This window comes from Clostridium sp. AM33-3, from assembly GCF_003480315.1.
Lineage (GTDB): Bacteria > Bacillota > Clostridia > Lachnospirales > Lachnospiraceae > Brotaphodocola.
The window spans coordinates 19704-36926 of the sequence record NZ_QUIV01000011.1 but is presented as its reverse complement, the minus strand read 5'-3'; the positions used below and the strand labels follow the sequence as shown (position 1 = coordinate 36926).

The 17223-nt window shown below is 48.1% G+C and carries 16 protein-coding genes and 1 other annotated feature; of the genes, 2 read left to right on the top strand and 14 right to left on the bottom strand.

The features are described from left to right. Window positions 1-6: 6 nt before the first annotated feature. The 9 genes from proS to DW819_RS08040 all read right to left on the bottom strand — a co-directional run bounded on the left by proS (window position 7) and on the right by DW819_RS08040 (window position 8773). Window positions 7-1440, bottom strand: coding sequence for a proline--tRNA ligase (proS, locus tag DW819_RS08080; protein ID WP_118732871.1), 1434 nt, complete (start codon window positions 1438-1440; stop codon window positions 7-9). Window positions 1441-1554: 114 nt separating this feature from the next. Beyond that, window positions 1555-1778 (bottom strand) — a binding site (T-box leader). 172 nt (window positions 1779-1950) lie between these two features. Further along, window positions 1951-2259, bottom strand: coding sequence for a DUF3837 family protein (locus DW819_RS08075; protein WP_118732870.1), 309 nt, complete (start codon window positions 2257-2259; stop codon window positions 1951-1953). A 133-nt stretch (window positions 2260-2392) separates the two neighbouring features. Beyond that, a complete protein-coding gene (locus tag DW819_RS08070; RefSeq protein ID WP_243025729.1) occupies window positions 2393-3028 on the bottom strand; it encodes a histidine phosphatase family protein in 636 nt (211 codons plus the stop codon). A gap of 27 nt (window positions 3029-3055) precedes the next feature. Next, a complete protein-coding gene (locus tag DW819_RS08065; RefSeq protein ID WP_118732868.1) occupies window positions 3056-3832 on the bottom strand; it encodes a triose-phosphate isomerase in 777 nt (258 codons plus the stop codon). Between the two features lie 16 nt (window positions 3833-3848). After that, window positions 3849-4823, bottom strand: coding sequence for a 4-hydroxythreonine-4-phosphate dehydrogenase PdxA (pdxA, locus tag DW819_RS08060; protein WP_118732867.1), 975 nt, complete (start codon window positions 4821-4823; stop codon window positions 3849-3851). Between the two features lie 33 nt (window positions 4824-4856). Continuing rightward, window positions 4857-6068, bottom strand: a complete 1212-nt coding sequence (locus tag DW819_RS08055; protein ID WP_118732866.1) for a four-carbon acid sugar kinase family protein — start codon at window positions 6066-6068, stop codon at window positions 4857-4859. A 25-nt stretch (window positions 6069-6093) separates the two neighbouring features. Beyond that, window positions 6094-7044, bottom strand: a complete 951-nt coding sequence (locus DW819_RS08050; RefSeq protein WP_118732865.1) for a 2-keto-3-deoxygluconate permease — start codon at window positions 7042-7044, stop codon at window positions 6094-6096. A 251-nt stretch (window positions 7045-7295) separates the two neighbouring features. Then, complete coding sequence (locus tag DW819_RS08045) at window positions 7296-7736, bottom strand: RpiB/LacA/LacB family sugar-phosphate isomerase (protein WP_118732864.1); 441 nt, start codon at window positions 7734-7736, stop codon at window positions 7296-7298. Between the two features lie 29 nt (window positions 7737-7765). After that, on the bottom strand, window positions 7766-8773 hold the full coding sequence (locus DW819_RS08040) for a sugar-binding transcriptional regulator (RefSeq protein ID WP_118732863.1): 1008 nt from the start codon (window positions 8771-8773) through the stop codon (window positions 7766-7768). A 277-nt stretch (window positions 8774-9050) separates the two neighbouring features. Here DW819_RS08040 and DW819_RS08035 point away from each other — a divergent pair, with 277 nt between their 5' ends. Continuing rightward, window positions 9051-10394, top strand: coding sequence for a RuBisCO large subunit C-terminal-like domain-containing protein (locus DW819_RS08035; protein WP_118732862.1), 1344 nt, complete (start codon window positions 9051-9053; stop codon window positions 10392-10394). Window positions 10395-10460: 66 nt separating this feature from the next. Here the strand turns inward: DW819_RS08035 and DW819_RS08030 are convergent, their stop codons facing one another. The 3 genes from DW819_RS08030 to DW819_RS08020 all read right to left on the bottom strand — a co-directional run bounded on the left by DW819_RS08030 (window position 10461) and on the right by DW819_RS08020 (window position 15351). After that, window positions 10461-12767, bottom strand: coding sequence for a DMSO/selenate family reductase complex A subunit (locus tag DW819_RS08030; RefSeq protein ID WP_182432599.1), 2307 nt, complete (start codon window positions 12765-12767; stop codon window positions 10461-10463). Beyond that, the gene (locus DW819_RS08025) at window positions 12712-13893 is read right to left on the bottom strand and encodes a sensor domain-containing diguanylate cyclase (RefSeq protein ID WP_177303683.1); all 1182 of its coding nucleotides are present in this window, start codon (window positions 13891-13893) and stop codon (window positions 12712-12714) included. Before DW819_RS08025 ends, DW819_RS08030 begins: the two co-directional genes overlap by 56 nt. A gap of 180 nt (window positions 13894-14073) precedes the next feature. After that, the gene (locus DW819_RS08020) at window positions 14074-15351 is read right to left on the bottom strand and encodes an L-serine ammonia-lyase, iron-sulfur-dependent, subunit alpha (protein ID WP_118732906.1); all 1278 of its coding nucleotides are present in this window, start codon (window positions 15349-15351) and stop codon (window positions 14074-14076) included. Between the two features lie 184 nt (window positions 15352-15535). Here DW819_RS08020 and DW819_RS08015 point away from each other — a divergent pair, with 184 nt between their 5' ends. Continuing rightward, the gene (locus DW819_RS08015) at window positions 15536-16420 is read left to right on the top strand and encodes a LysR family transcriptional regulator (protein WP_118732859.1); all 885 of its coding nucleotides are present in this window, start codon (window positions 15536-15538) and stop codon (window positions 16418-16420) included. A gap of 11 nt (window positions 16421-16431) precedes the next feature. Here DW819_RS08015 and DW819_RS08010 read toward each other — a convergent pair whose 3' ends face one another. Next, a complete protein-coding gene (locus tag DW819_RS08010) occupies window positions 16432-16689 on the bottom strand; it encodes a TIGR03905 family TSCPD domain-containing protein (protein ID WP_118732858.1) in 258 nt (85 codons plus the stop codon). A 127-nt stretch (window positions 16690-16816) separates the two neighbouring features. Further along, window positions 16817-17092 (bottom strand): type II toxin-antitoxin system HicB family antitoxin, encoded by a 276-nt coding sequence (locus DW819_RS08005; RefSeq protein WP_118732857.1) that lies wholly within the window; start codon window positions 17090-17092, stop codon window positions 16817-16819. Between the last annotated feature and the right edge of the window lie 131 nt (window positions 17093-17223).

The window sequence follows — 17223 nt, the reverse complement described above, 5'->3', positions numbered from 1 at the left end:
AAAATTTTAGTATGCTCTGCCCCAGTAAACCATCTTCTTGGCCGGCTTGCCGCAGCATACGCACTTATCGGAGAGATTCTCCTGTGCAAACGGCATGCAGCGAGAGGTCGCAGCTGTATCTTCTTTGATTTTGTCCTCGCAGGCCTGATCGCCGCACCACATAGCTTTTACAAAGCCCGGCTTCTCGTTGATGGTTTTTACAAACTCATCGTAGGTGGTTGCAACGTAGGTGTGAGAATCGCGGTGTGCTCTTGCGCGCTCCAACATATCACTCTGGATAGTGTCTAAGAGCTCGCTTACCTTGGCTTCGATCTCGTCTAAGGAAACCGTGATCTTTTCATGAGTATCGCGGCGGACCAGAACTGCCTCGTTATTCTCGATATCTCTCGGTCCGATCTCCACACGTACCGGAATTCCGCGCATTTCAGACTCACTGAACTTCCAGCCCGGGCTCTTGTCAGAATCATCTACTTTTACGCGGAAGTTGGAAAGAACGTCTTTCAGTGCAAATGCCTTGTCCAGAACGCCCTCTTTCTGCTGCTGGATCGGCACGATCACAACCTGGGTCGGAGCGATTCTCGGCGGCAGCACCAGACCATTGTTATCACCGTGTACCATGATGATCGCACCGATCATACGGGTCGTCATGCCCCAGGAAGTCTGATGAACATACTGCAGAGTGTTGTCCTTTGCTGCATACTGGATGCCGAATGCCTTTGCAAAGCCGTCACCAAAGTTATGGCTGGTTCCGGACTGCAGTGCTTTTCCGTCATGCATCAGGGACTCGATGGTGTAGGTAGCCTCTGCGCCTGCGAATTTCTCTTTATCAGTCTTCTGACCGCGGATTACCGGAATAGCCAGCACCTGCTCACAGAAATCTGCATAGAGATTCAGCATCTGGATGGTTCTTGCCTCTGCTTCCTCTGCGGTTGCGTGAGCGGTGTGCCCCTCCTGCCATAAGAACTCTCTGGAGCGCAGGAACGGACGGGTGGTTTTTTCCCATCTGACTACAGAACACCACTGGTTGTATACCTTCGGCAGGTCACGGTAAGAGTGGATATCCTTTGCATAGAAATCACAGAACAGAGTCTCTGAGGTCGGGCGCACGCACAGACGCTCCTGAAGCGGCTCCAGGCCGCCGTGGGTTACCCATGCAACCTCCGGCGCAAAGCCTTCCACATGATCTTTTTCTTTCTCCAGAAGGCTCTCCGGAATGAAGAGCGGCATATATACATTCTGAACTCCGGTTTCCTTAAAGCGGCGGTCCAGCTCATGCTGGATATTCTCCCAGATTGCATAACCAGCCGGTTTGATGACCATGCAGCCCTTTACGCTTGCGTAGTCACACAGCTCTGCTTTTTTTACCACATCCGTATACCACTGGGCGAAATCCTCGTCCATGGATGTGATGGCTTCTACTAATTTCTTATCCTTTGCCATGATAACTCTCCTTTATTTTTAATGAAAAAAAGTGCGCTTCCTCGCGACGCATTTTATTTCATAGGACGTAATTTCCTATGAAATAAAAAATCATCCGGTCCTCTGCCATTTCTGACAAGGGACCGAATGACCAGATAAATTCGGCGGTACCACCCTGATTAGCGCTGCAATGGATGCAGAATCGCTCACTCTATGCTCCGTTAACGCCGGAAACTACGCTGCAGTTCACTGCAGGACTCCAAGGCCGGTTCAGCTTCCAGGGACATGACGGCCTTGCACCAGATAGCCATCTCTCTGTGATGTAATGTCTGCTTACTAATCCTCTTCACTGTCGTTTTCTCTTGCTTGATTTTAAGCCATTTTCCGCACTTTGTCAAGGGAAGCTGAACTTTCCTTTTTCCATGTTATGTGAAATTGTTATCAGTTTTTTGTGAAACAACGATATGTGAAAATAGAGGAAGGCGGTCTCATTCACTTCCGGACCTTTATTCAGCTTTGTAGCTCAAATTTTTATATTGATTCGTACCCCATCTGAAGCGTGATGGCCGCATCTTCCGTCACTTCATCGTTGTCGAACCAGGTGTAGCTACGGACAATTTCGGATAGATTGCCGTTTTCTGCGTCGTAGACCTGTTGTGGAATGCTCTCGATGAGTTTTCCCAGGTTATCGCCCGCTTTCACCTCCGGCATGGGCTGGCCTGCTTTTTTGTACAGCATGCCGATGGCACATGTTACTTCACAGGTATTGATAAGCCGAGACGGCGGCGTAAACAGGGTTGATTTCAGTTTTACGGACTGAACGGTTAATTCATAGACCATAATGGATTCCTCCTCTTTTTTCCAGTTTCAGTATACTGTAATTTCCCCGCTGGTGCAATTTGATTCTCCTATGAAAAATTGAATGTTAAAACAGAAAAGACGGCGCTGCTCAAAATAGGGCAGCACCGTCTTTTCATGCTTTTAATGTATAGAAATCTTGAATCAGGGATACATCATAATAAATTTTATCCCGTTCCAGAAAACAGCTTTTTCCATGCTTCACTTTCAGAATAGTGACGGCGCAGTTGGCTGGCACGCCACCCTGCCAGAAATCAGAGGGATTCTCATACAGATGGTTCAGGATTCCCCGCAGTGCACAACCGTGGGTTGCAACGAGAATGGTTTTGTCCTGAAAGACTTCGTTCCGAATCAGTTCCTCATAAAAATCTTTTCCTCGCTCGCATACCTGACGTATATTCTCCCCACCGGGTGCTCCCCGAAAAAAGAACGGATTGGTGTAAAATAGTTCAAACCGTTCTTTTCCTCCAGCTTCTGCAATTTCTTCCGGTGTCAGGCCGTCCCAGTCTCCCCAGGTAATCTCCCGGATTCTGGCATCCTGGATACAGGGAATATCCGCATTTCCCGTTATGATCTGCGCGGTCTCCCGTGCACGCTGATAAGGACTCGTAATTACCAGGTCAAACGGGATCGTTCCCATATTCTCACGGGTAATCTCCGCAAGCCTTCGTCCATTTTCATTCAATAGAATATCCGATTCTCCCTGTAGCTTTCTTCTGCAGTTCCAGTCGGTTTCCCCGTGTCTTATCACATATAATTTCACGCTGTTTTCCTTCACTTACGACATTCTTTTTAACATTACCGCGGTTGTGATGGCCAGTTCGCTGTAAGTCTCCGCGTTTACACCGCAACCGGTGGTAAACAGGCCATTGACATCTGGCAGAGCTGCAATATCAAGATACGTTTCCATATTCACGCCACCACCATATACAATGTACACCGCTTCTGCTACATCACTTCCATATAAGGAAGCCACAACACTGCGAATATAATGATGAACCATCTGAATATGAGAAAGGTCTGCAGTAGATTTCTTTCCAATGGCCCACATAGGCTCATAAGCAAAAATAATCCTCCTCGCCTCCTCCTTCGACACTCCATCCAGAAGCTCCTCCAGTTGTTTTTGGATGAATGCCTGAACCTGCTCATCCGATTCTTTCAGCTCCTCGCCCACACACAGGAACGGATGCAAACCAATCTTCACAGCAGTTTTCAGTTTCCGGTTTGACATCTGGTTATCTTCCTTCAGGTAACGCCGCCGTTCCTGATGATTGATCTCCACATACCGGCAGCCGATGTCCAGGAGCATCTGCCCGGACACCTCACCAGTGTAGGCACCGTCCAGTTCCCAGAACATGTCCTGGCCCCCCACCTTTACCACACTGTCCGGATTTAGATGCTTTGTAATCTCCGGGATCACTGGAAAGGATGGAAAGATCACAACCGGATAGTCATGAAAGTCCTTCAGTTTCTCCTGCAGCTCTCTCGCAATGCGGATGCTGTCCTGATATCCATTTACCATCTTCCATCCGGAACCACAAATGAAATGCTTCACGTTATTCTCCACCTTACTACTTATTATTCAAAAATTCCTCTGCCACACGCATGGACTGCTTCATGTTATCTCCGCTGGCAATGCCTTTTCCGGCAATATCAAACGCGGTTCCGTGATCAACGGAAGTACGGATGATCGGAAGTCCGATAGTGCAGTTTACACACTCGCTCATGAGCTGCAGCTTCGCTGCGATATGTCCCTGATCATGATACATGGCAATAGCTGCATCATAGATACCATTTAATGTCTTGTTGAACACAGAATCCGGCGGAATCGGGCCGGTAACGTTGATGCCCTCTTCCTTTGCCGCTTCAATGGCCGGAATGATCTCTTCAATCTCCTCCATGCCGAACAGCCCGTGTTCTCCTGCATGCGGATTTAATCCGGCTACCGCGATCAGCGGATTCTCCATTCCGGTCTGCTTTAATGCCTTGTCCATCAGCTCAATGCAATCCAGGACACGCTGCTTCGTTGCCCGGTTGCAAGCCTCACGAAGAGAACAATGGGTCGAAACATGCATGATCTTAAGCGGTCCGTAAAACATCATAGCATACTTTTTGGTTCCTGTCAGGGTTGCAAAGATCTCAGTATGACCGTCATAATTATGACCGCCCATATGCAGGGCTTCTTTGTTGAGCGGTGCAGTTACCACTGCATCAATTTTCCCTGCGTTCGCATCTGCAATGGCATGTGCGATGTACTGGTATGCCGCATCTCCGCATTTAGCGGAAAGCTTGCCAATCTCATACTGGTCCATGGTCAGATGATTCGGATCGATTACATTGATCACACCGTCCTCGTACTCCTCCGGAGCCTGAATTTCCTTAAATTTACAATCCAGCTTTAACAGATCATTATAAAATTTCAGAATATCGACAGCACCGTACACAACGTATTTTCCCCCAAACTCTGTGCCGTCTCCCAGCGCTTTCATAATAATTTCCGGTCCGACTCCGGCCGGATCTCCCATGGTGATTCCCAGTCTTTTCATGAACAATCCTTCCCTTCCGCTCAAACTTTATTTTTACATCCGCTCTTTGAAATACACGATGGATTTTGCCAGTGCTTCCCGGTCTCCGATGGAGCCACCCTTTACAATACAGGGAAGTCCCGGATAATCACCGCCGTCCAGCTGAATCAGGGCAATAATTGGAAGAACCTCCTCCACCAGTTTTGCGCCGTGGGCGTGATTATAATTATTGACGCTGATGGCGGTATCACCGCCGGTCAGAAAGCATCCGCATACCTTTGCTTCCTTCAGTATCAGAGCAGAAAGCTCTCCAATCCGGGACTGGGCGTATTTGGCTACTGCCGTGCGGCTCATTCCCTTTTCTTTACCGACTTTAACAGCTTCCAGATAGTCCTCATGCTCCCTGGCCGTCACAACAACAACATCCTGTCCATAGTGAAGCAGTTCAATGGCTTCCCTGGCTGCTTTCTGAATATCGCCGCCGCGAAGCAGTTCCGCGATATTCATTTCCACAACCTTCGCTCCGGCTTCCTGCGCCACCCGCACCTGCATTCTGGAGGTCTCACTAATGCTTCCCACCAAAGCGAGCACCGGATACTGTACACGCATGGTCTTTACCAGCGCATTGGCCATACCAGCCGAGCCTACCCAGAGAACCTTTTTCTTCAGACTTAAAATGTATTCCACTACCACATTCAGGTCTGAATTCTCCAGGACATCAAAGGTCACAATCTTTGCCTGCCCCACATCCATGGTCTGATTTCTCACTTCATTGAGGGAGAAGTGCACCACCGGCTCTTCCATCTCCTTCTTCATGAGCTTTTCCAGATTATCCTCGGTTACCAGACACAGCGGATCCTTCATAATCTCTGTTTCGGTAATCCGCACACCGTTCATCATCAGGGTGCCATCCACAACCATCCGGTTGGAATCCGGATTAGCCGGATTAAACACAATAAGATCCGGTTTCAGTACTTCCTTGGCTGCAGTCATCTCAGCCTTCAGATTTCCTCGCAGCGTGGAATCAATCTTTTTGTAGTAATATTCGTATGGATACGGATTCATGCTCTGCAGAATGCTTTTTACCTTCGTGTAAGCCTCCTCAGCCGGAATATTGCGTGATTCCGTATCGATCACATAAGACTTTTCCGGATCAATCTCGTCCGTATCAAAAATAATGTGTGCTTCAATTCCGTTTTTGGTCATCTGCACACCAGCATCTCCGGCACCCGTAAAATCATCTGCCAACATCAGTAATTTGCCCATAACAGATTCCTCTTTATCTTTCCGGTTATTGTTTTGGATACTTCGGACAGCCAAACTTCTTTGCCCACCAGGTTGTGATAAACGGTACGAGCAGTGCGCTTAAAACAGTAGATGCTGCCACCTGTACAGTTGCTACAGATGCAAATGCTTCCCATGCCGGATCTGCGATGGCAATGGCTGCCGGTACTGCTACTGCATTTCCTGCGGTTGTAGCTACGGCCCACCCTGCATAACCAGGACGCTTGCCGATAAATCTGTCACAGCATACGATAAATGCGCCGCCGATAAAGATAGTGATCAGGCCAAGTACAACACCGGAAACTCCTCCCTTTACCACGTTAGCCAGGTTGATGCCTGCACCCAGTGAGAAACCGGTAAACGGAATGATTGCAGAGCCAACTGGTCCAAAGAAATCTTTTACCTTCGGATCAATGTTGCCAAGAAGCATACCTGCAAAGATTGGAACAACTGCTGCAACCAGGCTCATGAACGGAATATCCGCAAGACCGGATGCGCCAAGGGCAACCAGGGTCAGGAACGGACCATCGTTCAAAGCCAGAATCGGCATGCATGCACAATCTTTTTCGTCTCCGTACTGTTCCATCAGTGCATAGTAAACAGAACCATTACTGTTGGTTACTGCACAAATAATTGCCATACTGGAAATACCAAGGAAACCTGCGCTTCCAAAAATCTTTCCTACTGCTATACCAAGCGCTGCGCCAATCACGAATTTGGATACCAGAAGCAGTCCGCCTCGTTTTACGACTGCAGGCATATCTTTCACGGTCAGTGTTGTTCCCATACAGAACAACAGGATGCCTAACGCGCAGGAACCACCCGCGCTGGAGAATGTTGCCGTTGTAATACCACCGATCTGCAATGCAGACGGGAAAAATGTATTTACCAGACATCCAAGAATCAACGGAACAACCATCATGCCTGCCGGAACCTTTTTAATAAAATCCATAATCATAAACAATTACCTTCCTTTCCGTTCAATGCGTCCATTTGGATTTCCTGTGGTTTTCATACATGCATGTTTTTATTCTGGCATTCATGGCCATTCCTGCCAAAAATACGATTAATCGTCATTTTCACCAATCAACTATCCAAATTTTATTATTTGATAGTCAGATTATATAATGTCCTTCTTTTTATGAATAGTTTGAAAATATTTTCATACTATTCATATTTACTAACTTCTGTTACTTTGTTATATTGCTGTCACACTTTTTGAGTTTCATAATCATAGATCCGCTGTACTTTTACTTTCGATCTGGACTGCGGATCAAAGGTATTCTTCAGGTATTCCCGTACCAGGCACTTCGCCAGTTCAATTCCCGTCACCTGCGCACCAATGGTAATGATATTGGCACAGTTGCTGAGTTGGGCCCGCTCTGCCTGGTAAATATTATTCACCTCCGCTGCATAAGCGCCTTTTACCTTATTGGCTGCAATGCAGACTCCGATTCCAGTTCCGCAGATTAGGATTCCCCGGTCACATTCCCCCGCTGCCACGGCCTCTGCCAGACGAATGGCTGTATTGGCATAGATCGGATCCTCACTTCCAAAATCTACGCACTCATGTCCCAGATCCTCTACCAACTTTTTTAATACCTTCTTGTGTTCTGATGCGTTTGGGTCGCATCCAATTGCAACTTTCATGTTATCCCCTCCTTATGTTCTTTACCTTCTCAATCCGAAGTACCCTGATGCGTTTTCCAGATATCAATCAGCTCTGTTCCCAGCCTGCTATCGATGATCAGCGTATCTATCAGCCCTCCTTTCACCGCCGCCATAATCGCATAGGCCTTCTCAACTCCGGAAGCAAGTGTGATCTTTCTCGGAATCTTTTTAAACTGCTCCAGTTCAATGGAAACTGTCCGGTCTTTTAAGCTTGTATTACATTCATTTCCATTGATGTCTAAGAATCTCACCACAACATCCCCCACAACTCCGCATTTGCGCAGCTCCTTCAAATCCTCTGGCGGCAGATATTCCGGCCGGGCTAAAACCGTTGTTGTTTCTGGATAGAAGGCTCCGATTCCATTAATAGCAATATTCACCCGATCAAACATGGAATAAACCTGCGCAATGCTTTTTTCATTTTTCAATAGCCCTGTAATTTTTGATGAACTCATGAGAGTATCGGTAAGCAGAATATGTTTCTTTCCGGAAAATGCCTTCGCTGAGCGGGTTACCAAGGTTCTTACATCCCACTCTGCCACACTGCTCGCAAGGCTGCCATGCAGCGTGACAAAATCTGCCTCTACCTTCTGAGCCGGATTCAGGTAATTGATCATCTGGTAAATCGTGCTGCCCCAGGTAAATCCGATCACGTCACCCTTTTTGATGATCCTCTGCAAATACCGCGCTGCTTCCAGAGCCACCAGTTTCTTCACATTTTCCGGGTCCTCCGGATGATCCACGCCTTCCATACTCACAGCCGGTGCAATGATCACTTCTTTAATCCCAAGAAGCTCTTTTAGCTGGCGCTCTACCTCGATACATTCCACAAAAGGATCGCGAATTACAAATTCGATAATTTTTTCTTCCTTGGCACGTTTGAGCAATCTCGATACAGTCGTAATCGAGATTCCCAGTTCTTCCGCAATCTGATTCTGCGGTTTTTCTGAAATGTAATAGAGGTATGCCGCTTTCAAAACCAGGAACGTAGACTGGTCAAACTTGTCAATATGCATACTTTCCGTGCTCCTTTTCTGATATATCTATAACAATTTATCTATATTTTTCTACTTTCAGAAAAACATCCCATCATGTTGTATATTTTCTCATAGTTTCATGTTATCAGATATGTTAATAATTTCAATATTGAAATTTTTTCCAGTACCCGCCTCTCACAGGCCGAATATGAAATTATTTTCAGAGTTGTAATTATTTTTCATACCCCGTATATTGGAGCTACAGAAACAAAACAGGAACACAAAAAATTAAATATATCACACATGGAGGTATCTTATGATTAAACAGAACAGATTCTACAACACCCTGCTGAACCCTTTATATGAGGGATGTGACCTGAATGACTTATGCGTAGCCACCTACCTGATTGGTGCGGCAAAAGAAGAAGGCGCAATCTTAAAGGCTGTCAGTATCGGTATTGAGCAGACTACCGGTTCCTGGGTGGATGTACCGGCTGAGACGGATGAAATGCGTGCGAAATACGCATCCAAGATTATCGGTGTATATGAAGTACCGAACTATGAAAATCAGACTAATGTAAATCTGGATGTGGCTCCGGACGGCCTTCGCTTTTACGTGATTCGCATCGGCTATCCGGTTGATAATATTGAAAACAATATCCCACTGCTGATCGGTTCTATCTGCGGCAATATCATGTCCATGCCGTATCTGAAGCTGCTGGATATTGACTTCCCGAAGAAATTCACCGATGCATTCCAGGGACCGAAATTCGGTATCGATGGAATCCGCAAGATTTTAAATGTTTACGACAGACCACTGTTAAACAACATGATCAAGCCTTGTACCGGTTATACTCCAGAGGTTGGCGAAAAGCTGTTCTTTGAGGCTGCAGCCGGTGGTGTTGACATCATCAAGGATGACGAGCTGATCGGCGGAAACCGGAAATTTAACAGCCTGGCTGAACGTGTAAAGAGAAACATGGATGCCGTTGAGCGCGCGAAAGCCATTAAAGGTGAGAATACCATGTACGCCTGCAACATCACCGATGAAGTCTGCCGTCTGAAAGAGAATGCCATGACCGTCATCAACAACGGTGGCAACCTGATCATGGTAGACATTCACGGTACTGGCTACAGCGCAGTCCGCATGCTGGCTGAGGATCCGGAGATCACCGTTCCGATTCTGGCTCACTCCTGCTTCAACGGTGCCTTTACTTGTTCCCCGTACCAGGGCATAAGCTCCAAGGTAGTCAACAAGCTTGTCCGTCTCAGCGGTGCTGATATTTATCTGACCCAGCCTCCGTACGGAAAATTTGATAATACCTTTGATAACTACATCACCAACATCAACGCTTCCAAGGCAAAATTCTATGATTTAAAGCCGATGCTTCCATTCGTGGGCGGCGGCGTAGTTCCGGGACTGGTTCCGAAGTTCGTTGATGACTGCGGTCCGGATGTTCTCCTTGGTGTTGGTGCAGGTATCCACGCTCATCCGATGGGGCCGAGAGCCGGTGCGATTGCATTCCGCAATGCCATCGATGCCGTGATGAATGGTATCCCACTGCGTGAAAAGGCAAAAGACTGCAAGGAACTGACTGTAGCCATTGAGAAATGGGGCATCTACGGCGAGGACCATAGCAAAGACCTCTATGCCATTTAATATACTCCATAGATTTCAAAACAAGAGGCTGGCGCTTGGCGTCAGCCTCTTGTTTTGAAATCTATTTTATTTTCTGGATTCTTCCCGGGTCACCTCCACAAGGTTCGTATGCTGCCCGTTGCCCCGGGCGTAAGGGGTCGGGTGCAGGGATGTCAGCACGTTGATGGAACCGGCTGTGTCGGTTCCGTTTTCGTCCGGCCGGTACCAGGCGCCCTGGGAGATGGCGGTCACCCCCGGCATGATCCGGTCGGTGACGCGCACCGGCATGCGGATCCGGCCGCGGTCATTGAACACCTCTGCCAGGTCTCCGTCCTGCAGGTTCCGGGCTGCGGCATCGACCGGATTCATCCACAACATCTGAGGATCGATCTTATGCATGGCCTGGTTGTTGTCATGGATGCTGTGGCAGCGCCGTTTTGTATGCCAGCCGGTCAGCTGCAGCGGATATTTCTCTGTCAGAGGATCCCGCGGTCCCTCTACCGGCGGCACATACCGTGGGATGGCCGGCACAAATTCTTTAAATTCTGTCCTGTATACTTTCTCAGAGAAAATCTCTATTTTTCCACTCTTTGTCGGAAACGGATGTGCTTGCGGATCACGGCGTTCTTCTGCAAAAGCAGGCTGGACCGGCTGCTTCTGATAGCGGAACAGCGCCTGCTTTTTAAAGGCTTCATAATCCGGCAGTTCTGTTTCTGTTTTTCTCAATTCTTCATATAAATATTCCAGCCACTCTGACGAGGTACGGCCGCAGGTAAACTGTTCTTTTAACCCAAGGCGATCCGCAACCTCAGCGAGCCAGTCATACTCAAATCTTCCCTCATACAAAGGCTCGATCACCTTATTGTTGAAGCCAAGGAAATTGCCATATTTCCAGGGCATGGTAATGTTTTCGCATTCAAACATGGAAATTCCCGGAAGCAGGATATCGGCATATTTCGCGCTGGCCGTCATAAACAGATCACTGACTACAATGAACTCACATTTGCTTTCATCCCGCAGGATCTCTGCCGTACGGTTGATATCTCCATGCTGGTTGATGAGTGTGTTGCCCGCCAGATTGAGGATCATCTTGATATCACTTTCCAGCGTAACCGGTTCTTCCGGTCCGTCAATCCACTGTACCCCATCTTGCTGGTTCATGGTATGGCCATGCAGCACGGCCTCGGTCCAGAGGTAAACCGGGATCTGACGGTTGTAATGATTCACCTGCTTCGGCCAGGATGGTTTTTTATGTTCCATCCAGTCTGCGGTTCCGCTGGCCCAGCCGCCGGAAATTCCCACATTTCCGGTCATACAGGCAAGCAGAATGCCGCCCCGGGTGCTCTGTTCTCCATTAGCATTGCGCTGCGGTCCGTATCCCTGAATGAGGGCAGCCGGCTTTGCCAGGGCATAACGCCTTGCCAGACTTCGGATGGTGTCTGCCGGTACTCCGGTGATCGTTTCTGCCCATTCCGGCGTTTTCTCCACGCCGTCCTTTTCACCGTACAGATAAGAGAGATAACACTCTGACGGGTCCACTCCATCCGGCATATGCTCCTTATCAAAGCCAATACAGCAGCGGTTCAGAAATTCCTGATCCTGCAGGTTTTCTTCCACAATGACCCATGCCATGGCATCCATCATGGCACTGTCGGTGGCAGGGCGCACAGGAATCCACTCTGCCTCCAGGCGTACCACCGTGTCATTCTTTCTCGGATCAACAACGACAATGGGAATGCCCTTCTTCTTTGCGCGCAGAAGTACGTTCATGGTAACGCTGTCAAACTTTGTTTCTTCCGGATTATGGCCCCAGAGGATAATGAAATTCGCATTCAGCCAGTCCTCCGGGTTCTGCCCCGTCTCGTTGGTGCCATACATGAGAGGGGTTGCCTGCCGAATACAGGCTGAGCTGTAGGAATTGTAATAATCAAGAAATCCTCCGTCCAGATTCAGAAGGCGCTTCGCCAGGCTATTGCCGCGATTCAAGGCACTGATGCCCGTTGCATAATTAACATAGCGTGCTCCCGGTCCGTAAGTATCGCGAATACGGATCCACTCGGAGGCAATGATATCTACCGCTTCTTCCCAGCTGATACGCTCAAATCTGCCTTCACCGCGCTTCCCCACCCGCTTCATAGGATAACGCAGCCGGTCCTCGCCCAGAAAGGTCTTATGGTAATTCAGACCGCGCACGCAGGCTGTGAGCGGAATCTCTTCCTCAGGTGCATCGCATGGGTGCTCCGTACTCAGATGATCGATTTTTCCAGCTTTCATGTGTACGCAGATCACACAGCGTCCGCCGCAGTTATTGCGTCCGGTGGTCCGGATAACCTGTTCTTTACATATACTCGCTTCTCCGGATATCGCGTCTCCGGTCATGTTCTCTTTTTTCATAAAATTTCTTTTTGTCCTCATACATTTTTTCGTCGGCTTCCTTCAGCATCTCATCCAGAGCCATGCATTCTGTTCTCCAGACCGAACCGCAGGAAATACTGACATGATGCTGTCTGGCATTCAGGCGAAGCTGGTTTATCAGGAATTCAAACTGCTGCTGCAGAATGTCTGGATAAATCACCACAAATTCATCCCCGCCGATCCGGTAGGTATGCTCCGGGAAAACTGCCACAATCTGCTGGGCTGCCCGACGGATAAAGGAATCACCTGCTTCATGCCCCTGCTCATCGTTGATCTGCTTTAAACCATTTAAATCAATATAAACCACTCCGATATTTTTAAAGCATCTGCCCCGGGATTTTTCCAGCAGGCGAATGTAATAGTTGCGGTTATACAGATTCGTCAGCAGATCGCGGTAGCTTAAATACTGAAGCTGTTCCTGGCGGTCCTTCATCTCCAGACGGTTCATGAGAAAGAACTGAATGGAAGAGAGGAGCTGAAAATCCCGGTAGTATTTCCTTGGATTGTCTACACCAAAAAATCCTATCACCGTACCGTCTTTTTTAAATGGAACCGCGATCAGACTGTTGATATTCTGTGCTTTCAGAATATCATAGGTCTTGGCCTCCTTTTTCTTTTCACGGTCCAGATCAGATATATAAAACATACCCTGCTTCTGAAACATATCAAGCCAGGACTGAACAACCTGAAGCGGCACCTGCTGAAGATTGTCAATTTCTTTTGTGATCCCGGGTGCGGCATACTCATATGTATTGTGAACCAGCTGGTTCTCATAATCCACCTTAACGATATAGGACCGGTCTCCCTCAAAATACTCCGTCACGATTTTCAGAAGGTTATTGATTGCCCGATCCATGTCTTCATGAGAAGAAAGCTCTGTCACGCAGCGGATCAGCACCGTACTGCGTTCCAGTTCCACCACCGCCTCCGAACGGCTTTTTGCAAGCTGTTGGGTGGTCCAGAGATTCCAGCCAAAATAACACCAGAGAAGCAGAAGCACAACCAGACTTTCATGTTCCGGATTTCGGTATATACTCAGTGCCATAGCCAGGGTTATCACGCTCATGACCAGCAGCTGCGCAATTCTTCCTTTTCTTTTTTTCATCAACATTCTTCCTTTACTGAAACAGTCAGGATTTCTGACGCTACATAAATCTATAATTTTATATTATCACATCCTGTCTGACTTTTCACGCAATACTATGTAAAATAAAAAAAGAAACCCTCTGCATCAAAAAGTTACCAGATGCAGAGGGTTTTATCCTGTTTCAGGTTCTGTCCCGAATTATGCTTCGATCATAATCTTGATGATCTCTTCGTTGGTTTCTTTCATACCGTCTTTTCCGAGACGTCCGACATTCCGTAAGGTATTCTCTACGCCCTTGGATACAATACCGTCTCCGCCGCGGAACTGCTGGCCGCGGATATACATGTTGTAGCCGAGGATGCCGGCATCGACTGCTGCCGCGATCTTGGCTGCGCAGGATGCCTTAGCGCCATCACATACAATGCCGGATACGATTGCCAGGGCATTGACTACAGTGTGCTCTACTTCCTTCAGGCCGCCGCCGCACAGATATGCGATTCCGGCACCTGCTCCAGCACCTGCTCCTACTGCTCCACAGTAAGCAGACAGACGGCCGATCGGTGTCTTTACGTGAATGGTTGTCAGGTTTGACAGGATCAGTGCGCGATAACGCTTCTCCTCGCTGACACCAAGCTCTTTTGCATATACAACGACCGGTACAGAGGTGGTGATACCCTGGTTTCCGCTTCCGGAGTTGATCACAACCGGCATCTCACAGCCATTCATGCGGGCATCAGAGCCTGCTGCTGCCATTGCCTTTGCACGGACACGTACATTGTTGCCGTCCATATCAAGGAGCACTTTACCGATGTTTGCGCCGTAATCATTCTTGATACCCTCTTCCGCAATAGCTACGTTAAAAGCTACCTGCTGGTCCAGAAGGGCTTTGACATCGTCAATATCTGCTGTCATTGCAAAATCCCAGATATGCTCCATGTCAAGCAGAGTGCGATCGGTCAGACCTTCCTCACTGTCATCGGAAACTGCCTCGCTCTTTAAAACCTCTCCGTTCTTCTCGATCAGAACAATGTTGGTGTGGAAGTTTGCGATACGTACCTTTGCGTAGGACTTGCCGCTAAATACTGTCACAATGATATCAAAGGTACAGCCGTCCTCCATGTGCACTACCTGGATCGGAACCTCTTCCATGAACTGCTTCATCTGACGGATCTGCTCCTGGCTTACCGTGGCAATAACCTCTAACTTCTTGTCCGGGTCACCGGCCACAATGCCTGCTGCCGCTGCTGCATTGATACCCTTTAAATGACCGGTATTCGGTACGATTACAGATTTTACGTTCTTGATAATGCTGCCGCTGGCTTCTACGACTACCTTATCCGGCATCTCGCCGAGAGTTTTTCTTGCTACTGCTGCTGCATAGGCCAGCGCGATCGGTTCGGTACATCCCATAGCCGGAATCAATTCCTCTTTCAGAATCTGAATATATGCCTGATAACGTGGATCTTTCTTCTCCATTCTGATTTTCCCCTTTTTCTGCATTTCTGACAGACGGCACATATTGATCAAGTATGTCCGCCCTGCTTTATCATTGTGGCTTGCCTTATTGATAAATTTATCGTACCATATAGTTATATTAATGTAAAATTTAAAGTTTTTATCACATCGTTTAAAATTTTTTAATTATCAAAGGAGATTTCCTATGGAATTTCGCGAGATCAGCACCTTTCTGCAGGTTGCACAATATCAGAGCTTTTCCAAGGCAGCCAGACATCTGGGATACTCCCAGGCCGCCGTCACCATTCAGATCAAGCAGCTGGAGCAGGAGCTTGGTGTCCATCTTTTTGACCGGATCGGAAAACAGATTTCCCTGACGCATCAGGGACAGGTATTCTATCAGTACGCCGTCTCCATCCGCAACGAACTGGAGCAGGCAAAAAACGCAGTTTCCGATCCTTCCACGCTAAGCGGCAAGCTCTGCCTCGGCACCATCGAGTCCATCTGCGCTTCCATTTTCCCGGATCTTCTGGCCGAATACCACCGGCTGCACCCGGAGGTCACCATCAGCATCGTAACGGATTCTCCCGGAGTACTGCTCGACCGGATGAACGAAAACACCATCGATATCGTGTATCTTCTGGACCGGCGGATCTATGACAACCGCTGGTGCAAGACCCTGGAGGAACCGGAAGAAAATATCTTTGTGGCCTCCCCGGACCATGAGCTGGCCCTGGTAAAGCGTGAACTGGAGCTTGATGAGGTTCTGCGCTTTCCGTTTTTCCTGACAGAAAAAGATGCCAGCTACCGTCATATGCTTGAACAGTATCTGGCATCCATAAATCGTTCCGTAAAGCCGTTTCTGGAAATCGGCAATACAGAATTCATCATCCATATGCTATTGAAAAATACCGGGATCTCATTTCTTCCGAAATTCACGGTCCAGCGGGAATTACAGCAAAAGCAGCTGACTGCCTTAAATGTCCGCGGCTTCCAGATGCAGACCTGGCGGCAGATTTTCTACCACAAGAATAAATGGGTCACCAGGGAAATGCAGGAATTTCTGCGCCTGGCAGACAAGATGAGCTAAGCCCCTTCAGCCTATTTCCGGCTCTCATCGTAACATTTGCGCACAGCCTGGGCCAGCTGGTCTGCGCAGGATGTATCCTTAAAACCGCATGTATTGCCATGCAGCGTATTGTAGATCTGGTCTACGGTCATGCCGTCTACCAGTTTACTGATTGCCTTTAAATTGCCATCACAGCCTCTGGTAAATTCTACGTTTCTGACAACATCATCATCTAAGTCAAAAGACAGAGAGGCTGCGCACACATTGTGCGGTTTTACAGTGTATCTCATGATCCAACTCCTCCTTATCATTCGTTTTCGTGACAAAGAATGTGCCCTGGCACATTCTTATGCCGAGGCGTAGTTGCTTCGGCAACCCAGGCTGCCGCAAACAGCCTGGTCCTTGTCTCCGGACGTATCAGTCACTGTCCGGAAGAAGCTTGATGCGCACGATGATCCTGCGGACGAAACCGCCCTCCGGAACCTCAATATCCTCCTCATGGCTCTGTGCCGGGAATTCTCCTCCCTCTTCCAGTTCCACCATCAGCCAGTTATAAGCTGCTTCTCTTGCGTCATCCAGAGCATCCTCCAGATCCGGGCCGTCTCCTTCACAGAGCTCCAGGTCCGGGAATACGATATGGAAACCATCATCGTCTTTATGCGGTGTGATTACCGCTGGATAGGTAAATGTCATGTTCCTGCCTCCATTTTCTTTCCGTTAATCCAGCTCAGCGCATGAATCCACGCTGCAGGCTTGTTTAAACGAAGCAGTATCAGTATACGACATTATCGCAGATATGTAAATGGATTATCTTTTGTGCTCCG